Raw genomic sequence first — 24,526 nt, 5'->3', positions numbered from 1 at the left:
TCCCTCGCTGGAGGCGACAGCGATATCCTGGGAACACGTCACCGAGAGGCTAGTCGTGCCGATTTCGTCGAACGTATCGCAGACCGGATGAATCGACCTGGACGATGCCCGATGTCGATCCGTACGAGACCCACCGCGATGTGACGCCCTCGGTCACCTCGGAGCTCGGTGCTGACGGATTCGACGACGCCCGGGAGATCGGGCGTGGCGGCTTCGGTGTCGTGTACCGGTGCGCGCAGACCTCGCTTGACCGGACCGTCGCCGTGAAGGTGCTCACCAACGAGCTGGCGGAGGACAATCGGGAGCGCTTCTTCCGTGAACAGCGTGCAATGGGCCGTCTCACCGGTCACCCCAACATCGTCACCGTGCTCCAGGTCGGGGTCACCGATGGCGGGCAACCATTCATCGTCATGCCGTACCACCCGCAGGGCTCCCTGGACGAACGGATTCGGCGGCACGGCCCATTGCCTGTGGACGAAGTGCTGCGGCTCGGAGTGAAGCTGGCCGGCGCGCTGCAGGCCGCCCACAACGAGGGCATCCTCCACCGCGACGTCAAGCCCGCGAACATTCTTCTGACCGATTATGGTGAGCCGGCGCTCTCGGACTTCGGTATCGCGCATATCTCCGGCGGGTTCGAGACTGCCACGGGCATCGTCACTGGTTCACCTGCGTTCGCTGCGCCCGAGGTTCTCGGCGGCGCCTCCCCGAGCCCCGCCTCCGACGTCTATGGGCTCGGAGCCACCGTGTTCTGCGCGGTCACCGGCCATGCCGCGTTCGAACGGCGTAGCGGCGAACAGCTGGTCGCCCAATTCGTCCGCATCACAACCGAACCCGTCCCCGACTTGCGGGATCACGGTGTTGCAGACGATCTGGCCGCTGTGATCGAGAGGGCAATGGCAGGGCGCCCTGAGGACAGGCCACCCTCTGCCGCCGCCTTCGGCGAGGAGCTGCGCGATGTCCAGCGTCGACGGGGACTGATTGCCGACGACATGGCACTGAATTCGCCAGACGACGCAGACACGCAGGAACCACAGGCTCTCTCGCACAGCCGGAATCCGGCCAACTCGTCCCGTCGGACGAGGGGGAACCTGCCCCTGGAATTGTCCAGTTTCGTCGGTCGCAGGCACGAGGTGACCGAAGCGAAGAGTCTGCTCGCGTCGTCGCGCCTGTTGACACTGGTCGGGATCGGCGGCGTCGGGAAAACACGCCTTGCACTCAGGGTCGCAACAAGCATCCAACGAGAATTCGCCGACGGTGCGTGGCTCGTGGAACTCGACGAGGTCCACACCCCGCCGCTCCTCGTCGAACTCGTGGCCACCACATTGGGCCTGCGAGATCACACCGACCGGTCATTACGCGAGATTCTGCTGGACTTCCTGTCCACGCGAGACATCTTGCTGATACTGGACAACTGCGAGCAAGTGGTCGACGCCGTGGCCGACCTCGCCACCGCACTGCTGCAACAGAACCCGAACATGCGGATCCTCGCCACAAGCCGTGAACCCCTTGCAATAGCGGGGGAGGCAACGCTGCGCGTCCCCCCGCTCACCGTTCCCGACCCCGACCGCGAGCCGTCACTGCAGGGTCTGCCCCGCTACGACGCGGTGTCCCTGTTCACCGAACGCGCCACAACCGCGGTATCGACATTCACGTTGACAGATGCCAACAAGTCCGCGGTGACTCGGATCTGTCACCGGCTGGACGGGTTGCCGCTGCCCATCGAACTGGCGGCGGCGCGGTTGCGCGCGATGTCCCCTGAACAAATCCTGCAGAGGCTTTCCGACCGCTACGCGCTGCTGACCCGCGGGAGCCGAGGCGCGCCGTCGCGGCAGCAGACGCTCCGGTTGTGCGTCGACTGGAGCTACGACCTGTGCACTCCGCTCGAACAACTGACGTGGGCACGACTGTCGGTATTCACCGGCGGCTTCGATCTGGACGCCGCCGAATACGTGTGCGGCGAAGACGTGCAGCCCGAGGCCCTGCTCGACTCGGTGGCATCCCTTGTCGACAAGTCAATCCTGATCCGCGAAGAGAACGCAGCCGCAGTCCGCTTCCGTCTGCTCGAGACCCTGCGAGCCTACGGCCGGGAGAAGGCACAGGAAAACGACGACTATCACGATCTGCGCCGGCGCCACCGAGATTGGTTTCGACGGCTGGCTCGGATCGCCGAGGCCGAGTTCATAGGTCCCCGGCAACTCGAATGGCTCTCGCGGCTCGGCGGGGAGCAGCCGAATTTGAGGGACGCGATGGACTTCTGCCTCGCCGAGGGCGATGCCGAAGCAGGTTTGCAGATCGCCACACCCTTGTTGCAGCTCTGGGGGTCACGCGGCCTGCTCAGCGAGGCACGGCGCTGGCTCGACCGATTCCTCTCACACCAGGGTCTACCCCCGACGATCGTCACCATCAGAGCGCTGTACGCCGACTGCCTCATGACCGAACAGCAGGGTGACCATCAGCGAGGTGCTGCTCTTGTCGAGCAGACGCGCATCCTTGCCGACCAGATCACCGATCCGATAGGTCATGCGATCGCGGACTATACGGACAGCCTCGTCGGGTTGTTCAGCGGTGATCTCGCGCGGGCGGTTTCGGGTTTGGAGCGGGCACTGTCAGTGTTCCGAGAGGCAGAGAACGACCTGGCGCTACTAATCGAGTCATTGACTTTGCTGGGGTTGGCGTATCAGCTGCGCGACGCCGAACCCCGCCGGGCGGTCGAATGCTACGAGGAAGTTCTCACGATTACCGAAGCTCGGGGCGAATCCGTTTACCGGTCGTACGCGTTGTGGGCGATGGCTGTTGCGCAGTGGCGGCTGGGTGCGCAGAGTCGCGCACTCGACTTGCTCGGGCAGGGATTGCGGCTTGCTCGACGCGTCGAGGACCCGGTCGGGTGCGCAAATTGCTTCGAAGCCTTCGCCTGGATCGCCGGAACCAGTGACCCGAAACGTGCCGGCACGTTGATGGGAGCCGCGGAAGCGCGCGGCCTCGTTGCCGGAATTCCATCCGTGTCCGTTCCCAACCTGCTCGTGTATCACGAAGAATGCGAACAGGCCGCTCGCCGGTTGCTCACCAACCGCGTCTTCGAGGAGTGCTGGCAGCACGGCAAGGCGTTGGATCTCGACTCCGCTGTCTCCTACGCACTCGGCGAGCACACCCCGAAGACGAATTCTCCTGCCTCCGCTCTCCTGACGAAACGCGAACGGCAGGTTGCGGAACTGATCGCCGAGGGCCTGACCAACAGGGCCATTGCCACTCGCCTCGTGATCTCACCGCGCACCGCTCAAGGGCATGTCGAGCACATACTCACCAAACTCGGATTCACGTCGCGAGCGCAGGTCGCTGCGTGGGTTGTGGAGCATCGGCAGTCGTCGAAGTCACCTCTCACAGGACGCTGAGGGATGCGCGAGCACCGCTGGCAACATTCCGGTGGTCAGGACGGCTGAGTCAGGGTCGAACCGGGTACACGCACAGCATGAAGAACTGGACGTGCCGCGCCGCGCTGTCGCTGTTGGTGGCCGGGCTCGTCGCCTCCGCGTCCGGATTGACGGCCCACTCGGCACCGACGCCCGACAGGATCGACGAGGTGCCCGGGCGGACGGTGTCGCTTGCCAGGTTGATGGGACCACCTCGTTGCCACGAGCATGGGACCACCCGAAGGTGTCATCGAGCATCGACCTCGCCTTCTGAACTGTCAATGGCACCACGCCCGGGGCGGGTGCGTTGCCGGTAGGACGGGCCCTCGATGACGAGGGTGTGCGCCGCGGAGGTGAGCCGGTCGATCGCCGACTGCGCGAGCAGGGCATCGGTGGTCATCGACAGCCACTCATCAGGGGACCTATTTGAGGAGACGATCGTCGCCTTGCGACGATGGCGCTCCACGACCAACTCGTAGAAGTCGTTGGTCTCGGTGGCGTCCAGGGGGCGAAGCGCAAAATCGTCGAGGACCAGGAGATCGACGGTGGCGATGCGCCGCATCTCCGCCTCGACCGAGTTGTCGAGCCGGGCGGCGCGCAGACGGGCGAACAGCTTGTCGGCGCGGGCGCAGAGCACCGTCATCCGGCGCCGGATCGCGACGTGCCCGAGAGCGGTCGCCAGGTGCGTCTTGCCGACCCCGACCGGTCCCAGAACCAGAACCGAGTGGCCGGCCTCGGCGAACCGCAGCGAGACCAGATCTGAGAGCAGGGATCGGTCGTAGCGGAGGTCGTCGAGCGCGTTCCAGGTGTCGATTCGCATCGACTGATCCAGACCGGCTTTCGCCGACCGCAAAGCCGCCGAGCGTGATTCCCGCCGTGACACCTCGTCGGCGAGGAGCAGTTCCAGGAATGCGACGTGGCTGAGTTGGTGCTGGCGGGCCAGGGCGAGTCGCTCGGGCAGGGTGTCCTTGAGGGCGCCGAGTTTGAGGGCCTTGAGAAGGGTGATCAGGTCGGCGCCGATCGGATCGACCGGGCCGGAAATGGGTGCGGGTGGGGTGGTCATCGTGGCTCCTTCGGGTCGGTGTTGCCGCCGGCGATCACCGTCAGATGCCCGGTCCTCTCGGTGGCGACGCCGGTCCCGGCAGTGGCAGGGGTGGTCCTTTCGGTGGCAACGCCGGTCCCTGCAGTGGCGACAGTGGTCCCAGAAGTGGCGGGGCCGGTCCGGTCGGTGGCGAACTCGGCGGGGTCGCGGGTGAAGCGGGACGGGGCCGCCGACCCGGCGGCCGGCAGCAGCGGCGTGGTGGTCTCGGTGGCGCGTTCGAGCATCGAGGCGATCTTGCTCACCGACACCACATCCAGATCCAGCGCCGTGCTGCACGCAGCTTCGACCGGGCCGGGCCCGTAGCGGCGGACCAGTCCGAGCAGCCGGTAGACCGCCCGCATCCGGATCCAGGGCAGCGGATCGTCGAGCAGCCTTTCTGCGTAGATCCCGACGCCGCGGCCGTGCCCGGCGCAGGTGCCGATCAACCGGTCCAGGTCCCGCATCGCATACCCGACCTTCTCGGTGGGCAGGTCCTCCGGGTCGGTGCTGCGCCCACCGGCGGGCTGGCGCGGGTGCACCTTCACCAGGGTTCCGCGGGCGTAGAACTTCACCAGCGCACTGTCCGCCCGCACCTCGAGGATCGAGCCGATCCACTGTCCCGGGATCGAATACAACGCCTTGGCGACCTCGGCATGAAAGTCGCGGTGCACCTTGATCTGTTTGAAGATCGGCACGTCATAAGTTGGCGGGACGGGCAGCAGCATCGGCGCCTCGTCCGCGTCGAACACCTCGAGCGGGCGGGCGGCGGTGGTGCCGTGAGTCCGCATCCCGGCGGTGTCACGGCACCACGCTTCGGCCCGCCGTTGCGCCTCCGCTAGATCAGCGAATTCCTCACCGGCCCAGTAGTTCCCGCGTACATATTGAACGGCTCTTTCGACCCTAGGTTTGTCTTTCGGGGACCGGATCCGGGCCGGGTCCGTCACGAACCCGGTGTGCTGGGCGTAGTCCAGCCAGCCCTGCGACAGCCGCGGATTGACCGCGTCCGCCTCGGTGACCACCGCCTTCAGATTGTCCGGGATCAGGACCTTGAAGACACCGCCGAAGAAGGTCCACGCCGCTTCGCAGCCGGCGATCACCGCCGCCAGGGTCTGCGAGTACGTCAGCCACACGAACATGTGCCGCGAATACACGGCGGTGAAGATCAGTGCGTGCACCTTGCGGCGCCGACCGGTCTCCGGGTCGGTCAGATAGCCGAGGTAGCCGAAGTCGATCTGGCATTCGCTGCCGGGATCGCCATCGACGACCCGGACGGTGGTGTCCCTGCGGCCGAAACCGCACCGCTCGGTGGCGAATCGGTGCAACGTCCGATACGGCACCACACAGCCCTGACGGGCCAGCAGCGTGTCGATCTTGGTGATCGTCAGCGGCGGATGGTTCCCGTCGCCGGCCACCCACGCGGTGATCTGGTCCTCGAACCCCAACAGCCGATCCCAGGCGGACCCGTGCCCGCTCGGTCGGGCCGGGCGCACCGCCTCGATCACCGCACCGATCAGCCCGTCGTCGAGCGCCTCGACCCCGTCGGTGCGCTGCAGCCCCGCGGCCTGGGCGGCCTCGACATACCGCCGGGCGGTCTTGCGGTCCACCCCGCAGTGCGCCGCGATCGTGCGCAGCCCCGGTGGCCGCGACCCGGGCACCCCGAGCCAGACCCGGAGCACTTCCTTGACTTCGTTCACGTTGACCTCCCGAAAAGCCATGCCCGTCCGCCTTCGTGACCGGGGAAACCGACACGACGATCAAACGAGCGATCCGGCGGGACTTCGGCGCGACGCGCCGGGTGGTCCCATGACTGGCAATCCGAGTGGTCCCATGAGGGTGGCAGAAATCAAGTCAGACCGGTCCCATGCTCATGGCAGGCGACAGACGGCGCTGTCGTTCGTGCACACCCCGAGCGGAACCCGCGTCGGGACGGCGAATCAGGGGGAAGCCCGGCCGGGATTGTCGATCGTGAAACTGTATGTAGCCGACTACATGCTCCGGCACGGCGACGGCTCACCCGAGGACCTCACACTCGGACAGCGGATGATCCGTGACAGCGACGACACCGCCGCCTCGCAGGTGTACGCCAAGTACCCGCAGTCGATCGACGTGATCGCCGCCGAGTATCGGCTCACCAGTACCCGTGGCTCCGGATTCTGGGGCGATGCGGTTACCAGCACCGCGGACACCGTGACTTTCCTCGAGGCGAAGAAGACCACCGATCCGGACAGCCGCATCCTGGAGTGGATGGCTACCGCGGCCCCCGTCGCCGCCGATGGAACCCATCAGAACTGGGGCACCGGGCGCCTGCCGTCGGTGACCGGAACCAAATGGGGGTGGTCGGACTACGGGCCCAGCATTGTCGCTTCCGCGTCCTTCGGGCCTGATTTCTCGGTATCGGCCAACACGTACGGCACCGCCGAACAGCACACCAGCGACGTGCTCGGTGCCTTCGCGCAGGACCCGGCGCCACCACCGCAGGTGGCGCCGGATCCCATCCAGGATCTGATCGACCGTTACCTGCCCCCGGCGATAGCACCACGATGATCGACAACTCGACGCACCCGAGGGAACAGCCCTGACCCGGTTGGTGGGGTGACGGCCTGGGTAATCGGGTCTCATGTTGCCCCCGACGGACGAAACACCGAACACCGGACCGCACCTCCCGACAGGACACCCGCCGGGCGGTGAGGTGCCGTCTTCCGACCCGCATGCCCACGACGCGGGTTCCGGGGTGCCGCCGGACGTGGCGAGGGGCAAGGGGATCAAGCACACCCGCACCGGGGCGACGTGGACAGGTCTGGTGATCGGCATTGTCGTCCTGGTCCTGCTTCTCGTATTCATCCTGCAGAACCTCGACAGCGTCGTCCTGGAATTGTTCGTCTGGGAGTTCACCGTCCCGCTCGGCGTCACACTGCTGTTCGCTGCCATCGCGGGTGCGGTGATCATGGCCCTCGTCGGCGGTGTCCGGATCCTCCAGATCCGGCGGGCAGCGAACCGGCAACGGAAACTGACCACCTGACCCCATGCTTGTTTCCGTGTTCGCTCGATCGAAGCGTTGACCTCAGGTCCTCGGTCACGAGATTCGAGTAGTCGACTACTCAGTTCAACTGTCGAATCTCCTCGTACGGTCGGTCCTGTATCGCATTCGTGATTCGACGAAAGGACACCGAAATGGCTTGGTCGACAACCCCTCAGGGGCTTTTTCTCGCCGCTGGGCAGGCGAATCAATTCTCCTTCTCGTTCGGGGACATTTGGAAAGGGCCGCAGCTGGCGACCGCGAGACTCGACGCCAGCCAGGGTGGTGGTGGCACGAAGATCCTGATGACGCAGTGGCAGGGCACCGCCAACGCGCCGGTGTTCGGCGGCCCCAGCAAGCAGTACTACGTGCTCGGCATCCACAACAGCTCCACTTCGGGCGTGTGGTTCCATCTGGAAGGAGGCGTGCTCGCATGACGACACAGGAATCACCGAGGATTTCCCGGATGCAGGTCCTGACGGACGAACACGGCAGCATTCTCGCTGCTGTCCTGCGAACTGCGGATGTGGCGTCGGGCCCGGCATCGGGTGAGGACGTTCCGCCTCAGGTTTCGCTGGTTCCTTCGGAAGGTCAAGCATTGCATGAACTTTCTGTTCCCGGGGACGAGATGTTCGAGTCGCTGGATCAGTGGGTGGTGCGGGTCGACGCCGGCGAACCGGCATTGGTGCGACGCGTAGGCGCGTAGCCGCTGATCGAGGGGGAGCGCTGGTCCGGCGATCAGCGGTCCCCTCCGCGCGTGGCGGTGTGAGGGGTGGAAAGCCATCAAAATCACCTCGAGAGTCACTTTGTCAGCACAAATGGTTGACTTCGCTCGCGGCGCGCAGCACTGTCGTAGAGACACACGTCGCACCGATCAGTCCCGGAGTCGATCTTGACCAACGTCAACCCCACCGAAATCGCTGTAGCAGTCGCCGGATTCGGCTGGATGGGCCGAGTCCACACCAACGCGTATCTGCGTCAGCGCCACCACTTCCCGGAAGCGCCGTCCATCCGTCTGGGCGCCGTCGCCGACGAGGTACCCGGCCGCGCCGAGGAGGCTGCCGCCCAGTTCGGGTTCGGCGCAGCGCTGACCGACTGGCGCGACATCGCCGCCGACGCGAACATCGACGCGGTGAGCATCACCGCACCCAACTTCCTGCACCGGGAGATCGGTGTCGCGATGGCCGAGGCGGGAAAGCACATCTGGATCGAGAAGCCGGTCGGCCTGTCGTCCGACGACGCCAAGGCAGTCGCTGCTGCCGTCGAGAAGGCGGGCGTCCAGTCGACCGTCGGATTCAACTACCGAAACGCACCCGCCGTTGCGATGGCGCACGATCTGATCGCGTCGGGCGAACTGGGCACCATCACGCACTCGCGGTTCCGCTTCCTCAGCGACTACGCCGCGCATCCGGATGGCGCGCTGAGCTGGCGTTACGAGAACGCACGCGGTGGGTCGGGCGTTCTGGGAGACCTTGCCTCGCACGGTGTCGACCTGGTCCGGCACCTGCTCGGCGACATCGACGCAGTCGTTGCCGACACTGCGATCTTCATTCCCCAGCGCGCCATCCCGACGGGTGCCACCAGCGGGCATGCACGCGCGACGGGCGGAAAGTTGGGGCCGGTGGAGAACGACGACTTCGTGAGCGCGCTGGTTCGCCTGTCATCGGGCGGACGCGTGACGCTGGACGCCAGTCGCGTGGCCGTCGGCGAGCAGAACAACTACGGGTTCGAGATCCACGGCGCCAAGGGTGCGGTGTACTGGGACTTCCGCCGGATGAACGAACTCGGAACGAGCCTCGGGAGCAAGTACCAGGACCAGTCGATCACCACGGTGTGGGTGGGCCCCGACGCCGGAGCGTACGCCCGCTTCCAGCCGGGCTCCGCGTCCTCGATGAGCTACGACGACCTCAAGGTCATCGAGGGGAACAACTTCATCGCCTCGATCGTCGACGGAAAGCCCCGGGGCGCAACGATCGCCGACGCCGTGGCCGCGGCCGAAACCCTCGACGCCATCACGGCATCGGTCGCATCTCGTGCGTGGGTCGACGTGCGCTGATCCGATCCGCACAGTCTGGTCCCGGGGTTACGCTTTATCGGTTATCGGGTCTATTCCCGTAGGCGCCTTTCTCCGCGGAGGTTGGTATGAATACCAAACCGTTCGGCTCAGGCTTTGCGATTCTCGCGTTGACGATTTCGGTGGTTTCATGCTCGTCGGACACGTCCTCCGACAGCGAGGACAGTTGCGTCCGCGCCAGTGACAGCGAGCTGGACGCGCTCTTCACGAGTTGGAACGACGCACTGGTCTCCGGCGACGCGAGCAGGGTCGCCGCGCTGTACCGGCCGGACGCGATACTGCTGCCGACTCTGTCGGTTCCTGTCGCCGACACCCCGCAGGAGATTACGGAGTATTTCGTCAACCTGATCAAGGCCGATCCCACAGCCCGGATGGAAGAAAGTGTCAAATATTCGGATTGCAACCTCGCATACAACGTAGGCCGCTGGGTCATCAATGCCAACGGTCAAGATGTGGCGGCCAGGGTGACGTGGGTCTACCGGTACGAAGACGGAAAGTGGATGATCGCCAGCCATCATTCGTCGGTGAACCCCAGCTGAGGCAACGCGGTGGTGGCCGGCCCGCGGGGTCGGCCACCACCGCGTTGCTCTAGGACGACTGTGCGCGCCTGCCCGCGACGTACACCTCGGCGATGGACGTCTCGCGGATTCCCATCAGCAGTGCGAACAGGGTCTGATCGCGGGCAAGTTCCGGATCGGAGGAGCGAAAGGCGTTGCGCAGCAATCCGTCGAGTGCCGGTGTACCCGACGGGTCGACGACGACGAAGTCGGCTTCCTTCCCGACGTCGAAGTTGCCGAACCGGTTCTCCATGTCCAGTGCCCGGGCGCCGCCGAGGGTGCCGACGAACAGCATCTCGGCGGGATGCATCGACACCCCGTCGTCACCGGCCTCGGTGATGTGCACCTTGAACGCGTCGCCGAGCACGCGTGGAATCAGCCATTCGTCGCCGCCGCCGAAATCCGTTCCCACCGAGATGTTCACGCCCGACGCGACGGTGCGCTTCCACGGCATCGTTCCGGATCCCAGGAACAGCTGCGAGATCGGGCAGTGCGAGACGGACGTGCCGGTCTCGGCCATCCGTTCGAGCTCGACATCCTGACAGTGCACGCAGTGCGCAAGGATGGTGCGTCGGCCCAGCAGGCTCTTCCCGCCCACTTCCGAACCGGGCAGGAACTTCCCGTCGTACGTGTCCAGGTACGAATTCACCTGATAGGTCTCCTTGGTCGAGTCGACCTCGCCGGTGCCGGGGCGATTGTTCTCGTTGAGGTGGGAGTGCACGTACACACCGCGGTCCCGCACCTCTTCGTAGAGTTCTCCGAGGTTCTTCAGGGTCTCGGGTGTCACCGACAACGAGAACCGCGGGATGATCGCCACGTGCAGCAACGCGGTGGCGACATCGCCGGTGTCGGCGCCGTGCCATTTCTCGATCTCCTCGCGGGTGAGCCGGATCGCGTCCTCTTCGGACGTCATCAGCGGCTGAGCGGTTTCACCGCCGACGGTCTGAATTCCGCGGCCGCTGACGATGCGCAGACCGGCCTTCTGAGTCTCGGTGAACAACGCGTCCTGCGCATGTGGGAACGCCGACCCGAACACCATGGCGGCCGTGGTGCCCGCCGAGATGCGCCGGTTGGTGAACTCGACGGCCGCCTGCTGCGCGAACTCCGGGTCGGCGAACTTCGTCTCCGACGGGAACATGCAGAGGGTCAGCCACTCCAGCAGCTGGCCGCCGCCGTAGGAGTCGCCGGCGTAGGTCTGCGGGAAGTGGATGTGGGTGTCGACGAACCCCGGCAACAGAAACCCGGGCCGGTGGTCGTGCACGGTGCCGGACTCGTACTCCGACGGGATCTCGGCTCGGTCACCGCAGAACACGATTCGCCCGCTGTCGTCCAGCACCAGGGCGCCGTCGGGAATCGATACCAGGGCGGCCGCGGCTTCGGTCACTTTCGGCGCGCCGGCGATGTGGAAGATGTGCCCGAGATGAGTGTGCGTGGCCATGCGATGAACTCCCGTCGAGTGGTAACGGATCATGCCTTCTGCAGTGAACTTCGGCGGCTGGTCGTCCAGCCGAGTAGCACCTGTGCGGCCGTGCCGCACCCACGATGAGATAACAGCCCGTACTAACAATGCCACCGATCAGACCCGGATCGCGGCCGAACAGGCCAAGCGCCCGCGGCAGTCACTGCCGACCGGGTGCTACTGCAAGCGTGTGCGGTCGTCGACGAATCGGCGGATGACCTTGTCCCACCCCAATGACTCGAGGAGTTCCGCGGCGGCGGCACGCGAGGTGAGCGGCCGGAGCACGTCGATGTCGAGGTCGCCGCTGGTGTCCAGGACGTCGTCGAGGCGCAGGCAATCGACGTACCCGTAGTCCGTCCAGGGTTCGACGTGGCCATCCCAGTCGGCGGTGTCGGCGTACGGCCCACCGAGACGCAGCTTTCCGCTGCGGTGGATCATCACGTACCGGGGAACCACCTGCATCGTCTCGTCGGCAGTCGCCAGAGTCACCCCGGGGTCGGCGGCGGGATCTGCGCCGGCGATCCGGCGGTCGTAGGAAGCCGTCTTGACCGTTGCGACCTCGACCAGCGCCCGCACGTAGACCCATCGCGCTCGTTCGACCGAGCCCGCCCACGCCGATTCCTCGTCCGCGCAGGAGAACACGTTCTCGGCCGGGGTGCGGATCAGCAGCCTCGTCCCCACCCGCTCGTGATCGACAACCAGGTCTCCGTCGACGACGAGTTCGTCGTCGTACTCGCGGACCCCGGTGATCGTCGCCACCGCGAGCACCTCGTCGTCCGGCGCGGTCACGAACAGTTCACGCTCGGAGCGGACGCTGCCGGCATCACCGGGAAACGGGCCACGACCTCTGGTGAACGCGTCGTGCTGGGTCAATTCGGCCCGAAACCCCGCTTCGGTCATCCCCAACGGATGATCGCGCACCTCTCGCAGGTTACCGAGCCGAACTCTGGACGCCACAGGTCGATCCTCCCCGTCAAATCTCCGGCGCACCGCCGGGTGACCCTTTGATCATAGCGGTTGACCTGCAGTGATGCCTCATCGGCGTAACCACTGCTTGCCCAGTAGGGTCGCAGTATCTGTACGACCGACCGAGGGGGACCGGTGACGGGTTCTGCGTCCGAAAAAATCATCTCGCCTGCATCACGCGCGTTCTGGGACCGCAGTTTCGCGGGTCGGCGCGCCCTGTTCGAAGAGCTTCGTCAGCGGTCGCCGATCGAGTTCCACACGGAAACGGACGGTCCGGGCTTCTGGTCGGTCGTCGGATACGACGACGTGGTGACGGTGAGCCGGAACCCGGAGGTCTTCTCCTCGGCCAAGGGCTTCACCATCGACGACGTCCCGGTCGAGATCCTCGATTTCGCCATGTCGATGATCGCCGTGGACGATCCCCGTCACCGGCGTCTGCGAGGCATCGTGCAATCGGCATTCACTGCGGCCTCGGTGCGGGGCATCGCCGAGCGGCTGCGCGGCTACGCTGCGCAGATCGCCGCGGACCTTCCCCGAGATGCCCAGTTCGACTTCGTCTCCGACGTCGCGACCCGGTTGCCGGTGCAGGTGATCTGCGAGTTGATCGGGATCCCGGAGAGCGACCGGCCGATGATCCTGGCCGCGGCGGCCGACGTCATTGCCGGAGGCGGTGATCAGGAGTTCGTTACCGCACCCGGCGGCGCGGCCGGCCTGGGCCAGATCTACGGATACGCCCTCGAACTGGGCGAGAGGCGCAAGGCGGACCCCGGCGAGGATCTGACGTCCCGGCTGGTGTCGACGATGGTCGACGGCGAGACCCTCACACCGACCGAGTTCGGTTCGTTCGTCATCCTGCTGATCACGGCGGGATTCGAGACCACCCGGCAAGCGCTGGCCTGGGCGCTGCATCTGCTCAGCGAGCACCCCGACCAGAAAGAATTGCTGCTCGCCGATTTCGCCGGCCACATCGACAACACGATCGACGAGGTGATCCGCTTCGCCTCCCCGGTGCCCTACATGCGGCGGACCGCGACCGTCGACACCGAGCTCGGCGGCGCCCACATCGCAGCGGGCGACAAGGTCGTCATGTGGTACCTGTCCGCGAACCACGACGAACGCATCTTCGACGGTCCGGGCCGGTTCGACATCACCCGGTCGAATGCAGGCAAGCATCTCGGTTTCGGCGCGAAAGACATCCACCACTGCCTGGGCATGAACCTCGCTCGGCTGGAGCTGCGCGTCATGCTCGAAGAACTTTTCGCCGCCCACCCCTCACTTCACGCGGTGGGCGAGCCGGAACTGCTGCTCTCCGCGTTCATCAGTGGCGTCGCCGCGCTGCCGGCCCAGACATGTGACTGACGGTGAGGTTCACGCAGGCCGGCGCCCGGAAATCATGACGAGCGGCATTTCGGTGATGCGGGAGACGTGCTCGTCTACGAGATCGAGTCGGCTCGCGAGGTCACGCGCCTCGTCGAGACTGATGGAGCGACCGGCGATCCAGGTGTGGAAGATCGCGAGGTTGATGCTGCCGAGAAGCCGCGGCGCCTTGTAGTTCTCGACGAACTTTTCGGCGTCCTCGAAACTCGTGCTGCGGTCCGCATCGGTGATCAGCAGCGGGCCACCCGGTTTGAGGACGCGCACGCACTCGGCGAGCCCGGCCTCGCGCGACGACCAGTGCTTGATGGAGCCGTAGCTGATCACGCCGTCGAAGGACTGGTCGGCGAAATCGAGTCGCGTGGCGTCGCCGACGTCGAACCGGACCCGGTCGCCGTAGTGACGCATGCGTTTGGTGGCGCGCTTGATCTGGGCCTCCGACAGATCGAGACCGAGAATGTGCACGTCCGGGCGCTGGTCGGCGATGTAGTTCGTGAACAGCGCCCCGCCCGATCCGACGTCCAGAATGCGGGCGTTCGGTGGGAGATGCGGCAGAAAGTACTCGTCGATGACGTGGCGTGAGCGGTAGACGGCCGGTGCCACGATGGTCTCGTACATCCAGGCGTGCGCCGGCGTGTAGATCGCGGTGATGGGGTCGAACGGTGCCATCGGCATGGTCGCGCTCCTCGTTGCTCTCGCGGTTCCCGCGGCGCTCGAGCCCGTGCGGGTCGACGTGCTGCGCCGTTGTCGGTTCGAGATTAACGGGTGCGGGGTCGGTTTTGCAGGATCACTGCGTGCATGAGAGGGCTGTGAACAGGGGTGATGAGGTGTCTGTCCCGGTGAAGTCGATCTCCCGCGAGCGCGAAGCCGGAAGACCGCCACAAATGCCGACCTCTCGAATCCAATCATAGACACGACGTCCATTTATGGATACTGTCGCCAGCATTGGCTCCTGTGATGCGGACCACGCGCATCGCAGGGTGACTCGTCGAGAGGACGCAGATGGCACTGGACGTCTCCACCACTCCCACGCTGAGGGCAGGTCGCCGGACCCGGGGGAAGAACCTGGGTCTGCTCACGGCCTCCACCGCGATGGACAACGCCGAGAACAGCATCACCACGGTGCTGTTCCCGCTGATGCGGGAGGCGCTGGGGCTCTCGTCGTCGGCGCTCGGGGTCATCGTGGCGGTGTCCAAGGCGGTGGGAATCTTCGCCGCGGTTCCGTGGGTGTTCCTCGCCAAACGATTCTCGCGGCGTGCGGTGCTCGCGACGTGCTCGGGCTTCTGGGGCGTGTGGGTCGTCCTGGCGGGCCTGTCGAGCAGTTTCACCCAGTTCGTCGTCCTGTACGGCATCGCGGCTGCGGGCTTCGCGGGCGCCGGGCCGATCGCTCTCGAGATCATGGGTGACCTCTACGACGACCGGCGGCGGGGCCGGGCCACCGGGATGCTGTACGGCGGTGTCGCCATCATCACCGGTGTGAGCGCCCCGCTGTTCGGTCAGCTGTCGGGTTTCGACGATGGCTGGCGGTACGGCTACGTCCTCTCCGGCTGCATGTGCACCCTGATCGGTGTTCTCGTCGTCGTGTTTCTCGACGACACGCGGCCGGGCGGGGGCGAGCGCGGAGCCGGCGATGCGGCGGCGAAGGCGGAGGAGAAGGCGCAGAACGTCGTCGCCGGTGTGCGGGAGCTGCTGCGCATCAAGTCGTTCCGGTACATCCTGGTGCAGCGGCTGTTCTCGGGGCAGAACGTGATCATGAGTTTCGGCGTCGTGTTCCTGGTGGAGGAGCGGGGATTCTCGACAGCCACCGCAGCGATCGTCGCAACGCCGTTCGCGATCGGGTACCTGCTCGGAACCGTCGTCGGCGGGCGCGTCAACGATGCCGTGCACCGCCGGTGGCCCGCGAGTGGACGGGTGATGATGCTGCAGGCCAGTCAGTTGGCCTTCGCGGCAGCGGTATTCGTCGAGCTGCAGACGCCGACGTCGTCGATCGGATTCTTCGTCGCGATCTTCGCGGTGGTCGGGTTTCTGCAAGGGCAGGTGCCGGTGGTCAACCGTCCGCTGATCATGGCGGTGGTGCGCCCGGAACAGCGGGCCCTGGCCTTTGCGGTGTCACTGTCGACGGTGGAGGCGCTCGCGTACGCGGGATATGCGCTGCTGGTCGGCTATCTGGGTGATGCGATCGGGTTGCAGGGGGCGCTCCTGCTCGTGACCGTCGCGCTCACCGTCGTCAACGGGTTGTGTTCGGGTCTGCTGTACCGGCCGTACGCACGAGACAGCGCCGCAGTACGCGACTCTCAGGTGGTGCCTTCGTCCTACGAGGGTGAGCCGTCGAAGCCGGATGCCCAGTAGCGCCCGCGCAGCGACAGCTCCAGCAACATCTCGGTGACGGCTTCCGGTGTGAGCGGTGGTGGATCGGATTCGAGCCACCACTGCAGCACGGCCACCTGTTCTCCCACCCACGCCCGCGACAGCACTTCCATGTCGATGCGGGGTGTGACCCCGTTCGACTCGGATCGGGCCGAGAAGATCTGGGCGGCAAGGGCGGTGCGTTCGTCGACGAATCGGCGCAGTGCGCGCCCGTCGCCCTCGCCGCGCAGTACGACGCGGTAGGCGTCGCGTTCCTCGGCGGCGTGCCGGAACATTTCGAGCACCGGCTTGCCGGTGAACCCCACCGAGGAGTCGGACACGAGGGGCCGCAACCGCTCCTTCAGGTCCTCGCCGAGGTCGGCGACGATCTGGCCGAGCAGTTCGTCCTTGTCCGTGTAGTGCGTGTAGAACGTCGCGCGGCCGACGTCGGCACGTTCGGTGACGTCTTCCACGGTGACTGCGGAATAGCCCCGTTCGAGCACGAGCGAGACGAGTGCGTCGCGCAGCAGCCGCTTGGTGCGGCGCACACGCCGGTCTTCGGTGGCCACGGTGACTTCCGCCCTTCGTCTCACGTCAGCAGTCCGATCAGCATAGTGCACCCTTGACATCGCGCCCGATGCTGGACAGTATGTCCAATAACGATCACAACGTCGATCTTGGAGACTGCATGAATCTCGGTACCTACCTCACCCGGAGTGCGAAGTTCCGGCCGGACAGCGAGGCCGTGGTGTGCGGCGACAGTCGCCTGACCTACCGGGAACTCGACGACTCGACCAACCGTCTCGCCTCCGCGCTGATGCGCACCGGACTCGGAATCGGCGACGCGGTAGCCACTTTCGCCGGCAATTGCGGCGAACTCGTCGTGACCGAGATGGCGGTGTGCAAGGCGGGATTCGTGCGCGTTCCCGTCAACGCGCGCCTGGGAGCCGACGAACTCGGCCACGTCCTGCGCGACGCGAACGTCAAGTCGCTCTTCGTCGACCCCGCGCACGCGGACGTCGCCTTGAAGGTGGTCGCGGATCTGGGCCTCGACGTCGCCGTCTACGACTACGGGAACAGCACACCCGGCGCGGACCGGTACACCGACCTCCTTGCCGACGGACTCGGCGATCCCGTGGCCGTCGACCTCACCGAGGACGCGCCCGCCGTCCTCAACTACACCTCCGGGTCTACCGGGAAGCTCAAGGCCGCCGTGCAGACGTACGGCAACCGGCTCGCCAACATGCGCAAACGCTTGATGAGTCCGACGGGTGCGCCCACCGAGACGGACCGGTATCTGGCCCCGGGACCCATCACCCACGCCTCCGGGATGATGATGCTCGGCGTGCTCGCCCGCGGCGGCGCGGTCGTCGTCCTGCCTGCGTTCGACACCGAGTTGTTTCTGCGCACCATCGAGAAGGAACGCATCACCACCACGTTCGTCGTCCCGACGATGCTGAACATGCTGATGGACCATCCCGCCGCGAACGACGTCGACCTGTCGAGCCTGCGGTGCGTCGGCGTCGGCGGCGCCCCGGTCTCACCGCAACGACTGCGTGACGCGGTCGCGATGTTCGGCCCCGTCATCATGCAGGGATACGGTCTCGGGGAAACCACGAGCGGCATCACGGTGCTCACCTACGACGACGTCGTGCGAGGCGTCGAATCCGATCCGGAACTGCTGATGTCGTGCGGGCGCCCGGTATTCGACACCGAGGTGCGCGTGGTGGACGACGCGGGCAACGAACTGCCTGCCGGTGGGATCGGCGAGATCGTCGCGCGCGGCCCCGACTGTGTGCGCGAATACTGGCGCGAGCCCGATCTGAGCGCCGAGACATTTGTCGACGGCTGGGTCCACACCGGGGATGTCGGGTACTTCCGCCACGACGGCTACCTGTTCATCGTCGACCGTAAGAAGGACATGATCATCTCGGGCGGGTTCAACATCTACTGCAGCGAGGTGGAAGCCGCGCTGTACGAGCACCCGGCCGTGTCCAGCGCGTGCGTCGTCGGTGTGCCCGACGAGAAGTGGGGCGAGGCAGTCAAAGCCGTCGTGGTCACACGGATCCCGGTCACCGAGGTCGAGCTGATCGAGCACTGCGCCGAACGCCTCGCGCGCATGAAGAAGCCCCGCTCGATCGATTTCGTTGACAGTCTCCCCGTCAACCGAAACGGCAAGATCGACCGCAAATCGGTGCGCGAATGCTACTGGGCGCAGGGCGCCCGCCACGTCAACTGAAAGCGGAGCCTCCGATGACCTTCACCCTGAACCCCACGTACGACCACAACCCTCGCCTGCGCGACCTCGTCGCACAGCTGCGTGACTATCTGGACGGCGAACTCGCCGACTACGAACGCGAACTCGGCCTCACCTCGGAGAGCGTGTACACCCGCGAGACGCTCGAGCCGGTGTGGCGGCGCAGCCGGGAACTCGGCTTCTACGGTGTCAGCCTGCCCGCGGACCTCGGCGGCGCGGGACTGTCGTTCACCGAACTCGCCGCGCTCAAGGAAGAAGTGGGCGCCTCACCGCGGGTGCTGTCGACGTCGGTACTCGGCGACATGGGCGGACCGCTGCGGGTGGGCAGCATCTTTCAGTACGCCACCGAGTACCAGATCGAGAAGTACCTGCTCCCCGTCACGCGCGGCGAGCGCGCGTGCTGCTTCTCGCTCACGGAGAACGACGCCGGCTCCGACGTGCGCGGCATGCTCACCACCGCCACCCCGGACGGCGACGGGTGGCGCCTGACCGGACACAAGGTGTTCTCCACCGCCGGGCCGTTCGCGGACTTCGCCATCCTCATCGCGAAGATGGCGGACGACGGCGACGCCGGCCCGCGCTACTCCGCGTTCCTCCTCGACCTGGACACCCCGGGATGCACGGTGCAGCCGGGGGAGACCCCGATGTCGGGCCAGCACATCGAGGCCGACATCGTTCTCGACGACTGCTACGTCGGGCCGGAACAGTTGCTCGGTGAGGTGGGGCAGGGGCTGAAGATCGGCCTCGGACGCGTCACGGTCAACCGGCTCCTGCACTGCCCGACGGCGCTGGGCGGTGCACGCCGAGCCCTGGAGCTGTCCATCGAGTACGCCCGCACCAGGCAGGTGCAGGGTGCGCCGCTCGGCATGCTGCAGAGCATCCAGCACCGGCTCGCGGACATGGCGACCGACTACTATGCGGCACGGTCGATGACCTACGACGCACTCGCCGCGCTCGACCGAGGCGAGCGGCCGCGGATCGAAGCGTTCATGTCCAAACTGTTCGTGGCGGAGAAGGCGTTCGCGATCGCCGACGCCGCCGTGCAGATCCACGGCAAGTCGGGTGTCGTCCGCGGCAGCGAGGTGGAGTCGCTGTTCCAGCGTCTGCGAATGTTCCGGATTCTCACCGGGTCATCCGAGATCCAGAAGAACGGCATCGCCCGATTCCTCCTGCTCCCGTGAACGCCGCCGCCGACACGGAGACGGAGCCCGACTACCGGTTCACGCTCGCCAACGAGCGGACGTTCCTGGCCTGGATCCGCACCGCACTCGCACTGCTGGCGGGCGGGGTCGCGGTCAGCCAGTTCTACGTGCCGCATGGCGGGTCCGCGTTCCACGACGCGCTGGGTGGGGTCTGCATCCTGCTGGCCGCGCTCGTCGCGGCCGGTGCGCTGATGCGCTGGCGGTCGGTGCAATCCGCGATGCGCCGCGCCGTGCCGCTACCGGCTTCGCGTCTGGCCCCGGCCGTGGTCGCGGGTGTGTGTCTCGCCGCCGTGCTCGGCGTCGTCTGGGCGGCGACGTGACCGTGCTGCCGCCGGGGCTGCAGGCCGAACGTACCGTGCTGGCGTGGCGCCGCACGCTACCGGCGGTGTGCCTGTGCGTCGCCGCATTCGTGCGCGCCGCGCTGGTGCACCCGCACGTCGCGCACGTCGTTGCGGTAGCCGGAGCCTGCGTCGCTGCCGTGTCGGTGGTCGCAGGCGCCGTGACGCGGCACCGCCGATACCGTCGGCGCGCCGACGACCCCCGCCCGCTCGGCCATCTGATACCCGCCTCCGTCAGTCTCGCCGTTCTCGCGACCGCCGGCGCCGCCCTTGCCGCACTGGCCTGAAGCTCGATGTTCCCCAGCCCATATCCCGATCCGACAGAGGAGATCCGCTGTGTCGCAATTGCCACTCGCAGAACTGAAATGGACGCTCGGATTCACCGACCCGGCGCACGTCCGCCGGCAGGCTACGACCGTCGGCGAGACCGGTCCCACGCGTCGAGTCTGGCGCGGCGACGGCCCGCGCTGGGAACTGCCGGAGCACGTGCAGGACCTCTCCGGTCTCGCCGTCGAGACCGGAGGCGGGGGAGCGAGCACCCTCTACCAGTTCCTCGTCGACTCGCACTCGGACGGGATGATCGTGCTGCACCGCGGCGCGGTCGTCTACGAGCAGTACCTGCACGGCCTGCGCCGTCAGGACCTGCACCTGACCGCGTCGATGGCCAAGGCGTTCATCGGCCTGCTCGCCGGGATCCTCGAGGACCAGGGGTTGTTCACGCGGGACGATCAGGTCGCCACCTACGTCCCTGAATTGGCGGGAACGGCGTTCGGCGACGCCACCATTCGTCACCTGCTCGACATGACGACCCAGGTGGCCTACGGGGGACGAAAATTTCACCGCGAGGTCGAGGCCCACCGGTGGTGGGCAGTGGTGGCCCCGCGGATGCGGCCCGACGGATACGGCGGGCCCACGACCCTGCTCGACCGCTTGAAAACGGCCCGCGCGACCGGCCCGTACGGCGAGGTCTTCCACTACGAGAACGGCAGCTGCGAGGCGATGGGCGCGCTGATCAGCCGCGTCACCGGCGCGACCGTCTCGGACCTGATGAGCGAGTTGATCTGGTCGAAGATCGGCGCCGACGAGGACGCCCGGTACATCCTCGACGCCGCCGGCGTCGAAACCGCATGCGGAGGGTACGCGGCGACACTGCGAGACATCGCCAGGGTGGGGGAGATGCTTCGCTGCGGCGGGTCTCTCGGCGACCGCCAGATCGTTCCGGAGTCGGTGGTGCGCGCGATCAGCACCGTCCCCGAGGGAGCCACCGCTCAGGTGCGGTTGCCGCGTGCGGCGGCGAATTCGCCTGCCACGATGAGCTACCGGGACTACTGGTGGATTCTCAACGACCCATTCGACTCCTTCATGGCCAGCGGAATTCACGGCCAGCGGTTGTTCGTCTCCCGCGAACTCGACCTCGTCGTCGCGCATTTCGGATCGCAGATCATCTCGCCGTGCGTCCCGACGCCACCGTTCCCGGCGGTGTTCACCCGGCTCGGGACACACCTGTCGGCGTCAGCGGTGAAGGACGCTATAGCCACTGGCTGAGCGTGAAAGTCATCTCGCGAGTGCCTGTTTGACGCTCGCCTGCACATCGAGCGAGACGTCACTCCGTTGATGACGTTGATCAGTCCTTCGCTTCGCGGACGTCCTTTCCCTGCTCGGCGAACGCCTTGAAGTCCTGCATGTGCTGTTGCGACTGCTTGCGGAAGGCGCCGGGCATCAGGAGCCCCACCAGCCGCATCAGGAAGCCGCTGAACCGGTATTCGCTCTCGCTCACCCAGAGCGTCATCTCCGGACCGGCTTCGGTCAGCCGTTCGCGCACGGCGCTCCACATGCCCTCGCCGACGATCTCGCGGTCGAAGTGAACGACGCTCCCCTTCGGGATCCCGCGCAGGTCTGCCGGTTCCCGACGTGTGATGGTCTCGGTGCACTCGAACTTCTGCTTCCCCATCTGCATCACGACCCGCGATGTGGTACCGACCTGCCCGTGCACCCCACTCAGCGGCTCGTGCAGCACCAGACCCCGCAGCCACTTCGGCAGGTATGCCGAGTCGGCGAGCAGCTGTACCACTGTCTCCCGCGGCAGGGCGATCTCGGTCGAGACGGTGTACTTCATGGCGGAGCGCTCCTGGGTCGCGAGTAAAGAGGCCTACGCTAGCGGCCTCGCTTCATAGTATGAGGTCACGGCATGTTCAACGATCCCCCGGTCCGCGTGGTCACGGGCGGGTGAATGTCCACCATGGTCCCAGCGACCAGACTCTGCCCATCGCGCGGGCTTGGGGTGCGCAACACTCACCCCAATACATACAGTTCACCACTGTGGAACCTGTCGGACCAGACATGATTATCGCGACTGGGCAGGGCCATATCGATCGCATGGCCCCTTACCCGGTCGGACCAATCCCGTTCGTGCGTTCCAACAACGAATGGAAGCTATCCCGCGCCTACGTCTGCGGCATATTGACCGTTTTCGCCAACCTTCCAGAGCCAAGTCCAAGTACCCGGACCGCGTATCAGTGCGAGTGAGAGTCCGGAAACAGCAATAGCGCTCCCCTCACCGGGACGAGATCGGCGCCCAGCACGTGCTCGCAGCGGTTGGCGCTCGTCCCGGCTGGGGATGGCCAATTGGGGCAACCGCTGGAGACACGCCGCCACCCCCCACGATCCATAACGTTGCACGTTATTAACGCGGTGCGTTATACTCATGGAGTGATCGAATCGTTCGCCGACAAAGAGGCCGAGCGGGTCTTTCGCCGGCAGTTCTCGAAGAAGCTCCCGCAGGACATTCAGCGGATCGCGCGTCGGCGGCTCCTGTTGATCGAGGCGGCCACCGATGTCAACGACCTGCGGGTGCCCCCAGGCAACCACCTGGAGAAACTCTCCGGGGACCGGGTGGGCCAGTACAGCGTTCGGATCAACGATCAGTACCGCATCTGTTTCACCTGGCGCGCCACCGCCGCATACGACGTGGAGATCACCGACTATCACTAACAACCCGACAGGCGCCGACGCTCCGACATCCGACATAAAGAACCCGACCAAGGAACCCAACAATGACCACAGACCTGAGCCCCATTCACCCCGGTGAGATCCTCCGTGAGGACTTCCTCGAGCCGTTCGGCATCACGCAGAACCGCTTGGCCACGATCATCGGTGTTCCGCCCCGACGGATCAACGAGATCGTGCTCGGAAAGCGGTCGATCACCGCAGACACCGCGTTGCGGCTGGCCAAGGCGTTCGGCAATAGTGCGCAGTTCTGGCTCAATATCCAGGACCGCTACGATCTCGACCTTGCGGCCGACAAGCTAGGCGACGCCCTCGCCAAGATCACGCGTCTCTCGGCATAGACCATGCAGCGGTGAGGTTTGCGAGCGAAGCGGTCCCATTGATGCACCGCACCACGGCCGGAGTGCGATTCGGTCCAGTCCGGCTCATCGAGCGCGACTCCGGGAGGTCACCTCGTCCCGGTGCAGGTTCGACCTACAAGCCTGTCGACGAACGCCGAGAGCGCCGGGTGGCGATCCGATAGGCGGTGACTCAGTAAATTTTCGACCCACGGATCCAGTGCACCCCTCGGATCCGCAGGTCCCCAACTGGTTCCCTCGAGAGGCAGCGTTGGATGGAGGCGAACCGGTGTCCGTAAGCGGATCCGCCTGCGGGACGGGTCGGGGACTCGACGTTCGGATGATCCGTCCCAGTCGTTCGCGTCCGTACGCACCTCCGCTTGGCGTGGTGGTGAACCGGCCCTCGGTGTGGCCTGAACGATGATTTTCCGCGCCGTGCTGGTCTGTACACCGAGTACCGACTTACGGGAGGCTGACACCATGCGGAAACTGACCTTCGGCATGAACGTGAGCCTGGACGATTACATCGCCGCGCCCGGCGACGACCTCGGCTGGGGTGTGCCGAGCGACGAACTGTTCCAGTGGTGGTCCGACCGGGTGAGGGCGACAGGCACGGCGCTGTACGGGCGCAAATTGTGGGAGACGATGAGCTCCCACTGGCCGACCGCCGACCAGCAGCCGGGTGCCACGCCGGCGGAGATCGAGTTCGCCCGCCGCTGGCGGGACATGCCGAAGGTGGTGTTCTCCTCGACGACCAGCACAGTCGACTGGAACACCCGCCTGGTCACCGGCGACGCGGTCACCGAGATCGGCCGGCTCAAGGCTGAGGACGGCGGCCCCATGGATATCGGCGGTGCCACACTCGCCGCAGTGGCCATGCGGGAGGGGCTGATCGACGAGTACGTGATCGTCACCCATCCGGTCCTGATAGGTGGCGGCACGCCGTTCTTTGCGGCCCTGGACAACTGGGTGAACCTGACCCTGGTGGAGACCGGGACGTTCCCTGACGGCGTGGTCCTGACCAGGTACGAGACCAGGCACTGAGTACCCAACCTCGGGGCGGCCCGGGCTTCGAGCCGCCCCAGGATCTCGTGGCGCTGTGTGT

At 66.1% G+C, this 24,526-nt stretch carries 25 protein-coding genes; 17 read left to right on the top strand and 8 right to left on the bottom strand.

Annotation, left to right across the window (positions count from 1 at the left end; all coding sequences use genetic code 11):
* Positions 1 to 104: 104 nt before the first annotated feature.
* Entirely contained in the window at positions 105 to 3,389 is a 3,285-nt protein-coding gene (locus WKC72_RS03300; protein WP_370181746.1) for a protein kinase, read from the top strand.
* Positions 3,390 to 3,438: 49 nt separating this feature from the next.
* Here WKC72_RS03300 and WKC72_RS03295 read toward each other — a convergent pair whose 3' ends face one another.
* From WKC72_RS03295 to istA, 3 genes are read right to left on the bottom strand one after another with little or no spacing between them, the layout of a single operon-like run.
* Positions 3,439 to 3,645, bottom strand: a complete 207-nt coding sequence (locus tag WKC72_RS03295) for a hypothetical protein (RefSeq protein WP_370181745.1) — start codon at positions 3,643 to 3,645, stop codon at positions 3,439 to 3,441.
* Between the two features lie 9 nt (positions 3,646 to 3,654).
* Entirely contained in the window at positions 3,655 to 4,470 is an 816-nt protein-coding gene (locus WKC72_RS03290; RefSeq protein WP_370180542.1) for an ATP-binding protein, read from the bottom strand.
* Complete coding sequence (gene istA, locus WKC72_RS03285) at positions 4,467 to 6,203, bottom strand: IS21 family transposase (RefSeq protein ID WP_370181744.1); 1,737 nt, start codon at positions 6,201 to 6,203, stop codon at positions 4,467 to 4,469. The genes WKC72_RS03290 and istA overlap by 4 nt, the downstream gene beginning before the upstream one ends.
* An 88-nt stretch (positions 6,204 to 6,291) precedes the next feature.
* On the opposite strand from istA, the gene WKC72_RS03280 reads away from it, so the two are divergent.
* The 6 genes from WKC72_RS03280 (at position 6,292) to WKC72_RS03255 (ending at position 10,117) form a co-directional block, all read left to right on the top strand.
* Positions 6,292 to 7,032 carry a hypothetical protein gene (locus WKC72_RS03280; protein WP_370181743.1) on the top strand — a complete coding sequence of 247 codons (741 nt, stop codon included), beginning with the start codon at positions 6,292 to 6,294 and terminating at the stop codon, positions 7,030 to 7,032.
* Positions 7,033 to 7,105: 73 nt separating this feature from the next.
* On the top strand, positions 7,106 to 7,507 hold the full coding sequence (locus WKC72_RS03275; protein WP_037238182.1) for a lipopolysaccharide assembly LapA domain-containing protein: 402 nt from the start codon (positions 7,106 to 7,108) through the stop codon (positions 7,505 to 7,507).
* Between the two features lie 152 nt (positions 7,508 to 7,659).
* Complete coding sequence (locus tag WKC72_RS03270; protein WP_009476898.1) at positions 7,660 to 7,941, top strand: hypothetical protein; 282 nt, start codon at positions 7,660 to 7,662, stop codon at positions 7,939 to 7,941.
* Entirely contained in the window at positions 7,938 to 8,210 is a 273-nt protein-coding gene (locus WKC72_RS03265) for a hypothetical protein (RefSeq protein WP_112301423.1), read from the top strand. The genes WKC72_RS03270 and WKC72_RS03265 overlap by 4 nt, the downstream gene beginning before the upstream one ends.
* Before the next feature lie 186 nt (positions 8,211 to 8,396).
* Entirely contained in the window at positions 8,397 to 9,560 is a 1,164-nt protein-coding gene (locus tag WKC72_RS03260) for a Gfo/Idh/MocA family protein (RefSeq protein ID WP_370181742.1), read from the top strand.
* Between the two features lie 86 nt (positions 9,561 to 9,646).
* Positions 9,647 to 10,117, top strand: coding sequence for an SgcJ/EcaC family oxidoreductase (locus WKC72_RS03255; RefSeq protein WP_370181741.1), 471 nt, complete (start codon positions 9,647 to 9,649; stop codon positions 10,115 to 10,117).
* 49 nt (positions 10,118 to 10,166) lie between these two features.
* Here the strand turns inward: WKC72_RS03255 and WKC72_RS03250 are convergent, their stop codons facing one another.
* Both WKC72_RS03250 and WKC72_RS03245 read right to left on the bottom strand, forming a co-directional pair.
* On the bottom strand, positions 10,167 to 11,573 hold the full coding sequence (locus WKC72_RS03250; protein ID WP_128640447.1) for a guanine deaminase: 1,407 nt from the start codon (positions 11,571 to 11,573) through the stop codon (positions 10,167 to 10,169).
* Between the two features lie 198 nt (positions 11,574 to 11,771).
* Positions 11,772 to 12,551: a hypothetical protein gene (locus tag WKC72_RS03245; RefSeq protein WP_037238191.1), complete on the bottom strand. Its 780-nt coding sequence runs from the start codon at positions 12,549 to 12,551 to the stop codon at positions 11,772 to 11,774.
* A gap of 144 nt (positions 12,552 to 12,695) precedes the next feature.
* Between WKC72_RS03245 and WKC72_RS03240 the strand changes: the two genes are divergently transcribed.
* A complete protein-coding gene (locus WKC72_RS03240; RefSeq protein ID WP_370181740.1) occupies positions 12,696 to 13,919 on the top strand; it encodes a cytochrome P450 in 1,224 nt (407 codons plus the stop codon).
* A 9-nt stretch (positions 13,920 to 13,928) separates the two neighbouring features.
* Here the strand turns inward: WKC72_RS03240 and WKC72_RS03235 are convergent, their stop codons facing one another.
* Positions 13,929 to 14,609, bottom strand: coding sequence for a class I SAM-dependent methyltransferase (locus WKC72_RS03235; protein ID WP_268792139.1), 681 nt, complete (start codon positions 14,607 to 14,609; stop codon positions 13,929 to 13,931).
* A gap of 327 nt (positions 14,610 to 14,936) precedes the next feature.
* On the opposite strand from WKC72_RS03235, the gene WKC72_RS03230 reads away from it, so the two are divergent.
* Entirely contained in the window at positions 14,937 to 16,283 is a 1,347-nt protein-coding gene (locus WKC72_RS03230) for an MFS transporter (RefSeq protein WP_370181739.1), read from the top strand.
* Here the strand turns inward: WKC72_RS03230 and WKC72_RS03225 are convergent.
* Positions 16,247 to 16,849, bottom strand: a complete 603-nt coding sequence (locus WKC72_RS03225) for a TetR/AcrR family transcriptional regulator (RefSeq protein ID WP_128640443.1) — start codon at positions 16,847 to 16,849, stop codon at positions 16,247 to 16,249. The two genes, WKC72_RS03230 and WKC72_RS03225, sit on opposite strands and share 37 nt — an antisense overlap.
* 119 nt (positions 16,850 to 16,968) lie before the next feature.
* On the opposite strand from WKC72_RS03225, the gene WKC72_RS03220 reads away from it, so the two are divergent.
* The 5 genes from WKC72_RS03220 to WKC72_RS03200 are packed head-to-tail and all read left to right on the top strand — an operon-like array spanning position 16,969 to position 21,622.
* Positions 16,969 to 18,519 carry a long-chain fatty acid--CoA ligase gene (locus WKC72_RS03220; protein ID WP_370181738.1) on the top strand — a complete coding sequence of 517 codons (1,551 nt, stop codon included), beginning with the start codon at positions 16,969 to 16,971 and terminating at the stop codon, positions 18,517 to 18,519.
* 14 nt (positions 18,520 to 18,533) lie between these two features.
* On the top strand, positions 18,534 to 19,718 hold the full coding sequence (locus WKC72_RS03215) for an acyl-CoA dehydrogenase family protein (protein WP_112301432.1): 1,185 nt from the start codon (positions 18,534 to 18,536) through the stop codon (positions 19,716 to 19,718).
* Entirely contained in the window at positions 19,715 to 20,059 is a 345-nt protein-coding gene (locus WKC72_RS03210; RefSeq protein WP_370181737.1) for a YidH family protein, read from the top strand. Before WKC72_RS03215 ends, WKC72_RS03210 begins: the two co-directional genes overlap by 4 nt.
* The gene (locus WKC72_RS03205; RefSeq protein WP_370181736.1) at positions 20,056 to 20,364 is read left to right on the top strand and encodes a DUF202 domain-containing protein; all 309 of its coding nucleotides are present in this window, start codon (positions 20,056 to 20,058) and stop codon (positions 20,362 to 20,364) included. The genes WKC72_RS03210 and WKC72_RS03205 overlap by 4 nt, the downstream gene beginning before the upstream one ends.
* Positions 20,365 to 20,413: 49 nt before the next feature.
* The gene (locus tag WKC72_RS03200) at positions 20,414 to 21,622 is read left to right on the top strand and encodes a serine hydrolase domain-containing protein (RefSeq protein WP_370181735.1); all 1,209 of its coding nucleotides are present in this window, start codon (positions 20,414 to 20,416) and stop codon (positions 21,620 to 21,622) included.
* A gap of 79 nt (positions 21,623 to 21,701) precedes the next feature.
* Here the strand turns inward: WKC72_RS03200 and WKC72_RS03195 are convergent, their stop codons facing one another.
* Positions 21,702 to 22,193, bottom strand: coding sequence for an SRPBCC family protein (locus tag WKC72_RS03195; RefSeq protein ID WP_370181734.1), 492 nt, complete (start codon positions 22,191 to 22,193; stop codon positions 21,702 to 21,704).
* Between the two features lie 593 nt (positions 22,194 to 22,786).
* Here WKC72_RS03195 and WKC72_RS03190 point away from each other — a divergent pair.
* The 3 genes from WKC72_RS03190 (at position 22,787) to WKC72_RS03180 (ending at position 24,465) form a co-directional block, all read left to right on the top strand.
* Entirely contained in the window at positions 22,787 to 23,068 is a 282-nt protein-coding gene (locus tag WKC72_RS03190) for a type II toxin-antitoxin system RelE/ParE family toxin (protein WP_370181733.1), read from the top strand.
* Positions 23,069 to 23,130: 62 nt separating this feature from the next.
* Positions 23,131 to 23,424, top strand: coding sequence for a HigA family addiction module antitoxin (locus WKC72_RS03185; RefSeq protein WP_370181732.1), 294 nt, complete (start codon positions 23,131 to 23,133; stop codon positions 23,422 to 23,424).
* Positions 23,425 to 23,901: 477 nt separating this feature from the next.
* Positions 23,902 to 24,465 (top strand): dihydrofolate reductase family protein, encoded by a 564-nt coding sequence (locus WKC72_RS03180; protein ID WP_370181731.1) that lies wholly within the window; start codon positions 23,902 to 23,904, stop codon positions 24,463 to 24,465.
* Positions 24,466 to 24,526: the final 61 nt, after the last annotated feature.

This window comes from Rhodococcus wratislaviensis, assembly GCF_041228765.1.
In the GTDB taxonomy this organism is placed as follows: Bacteria; Actinomycetota; Actinomycetes; order Mycobacteriales; family Mycobacteriaceae; genus Rhodococcus_F; species Rhodococcus_F wratislaviensis.
The sequence above is the reverse complement of the archived record's forward strand: the minus strand, read 5'-3'. Positions and strand labels throughout refer to the sequence as shown.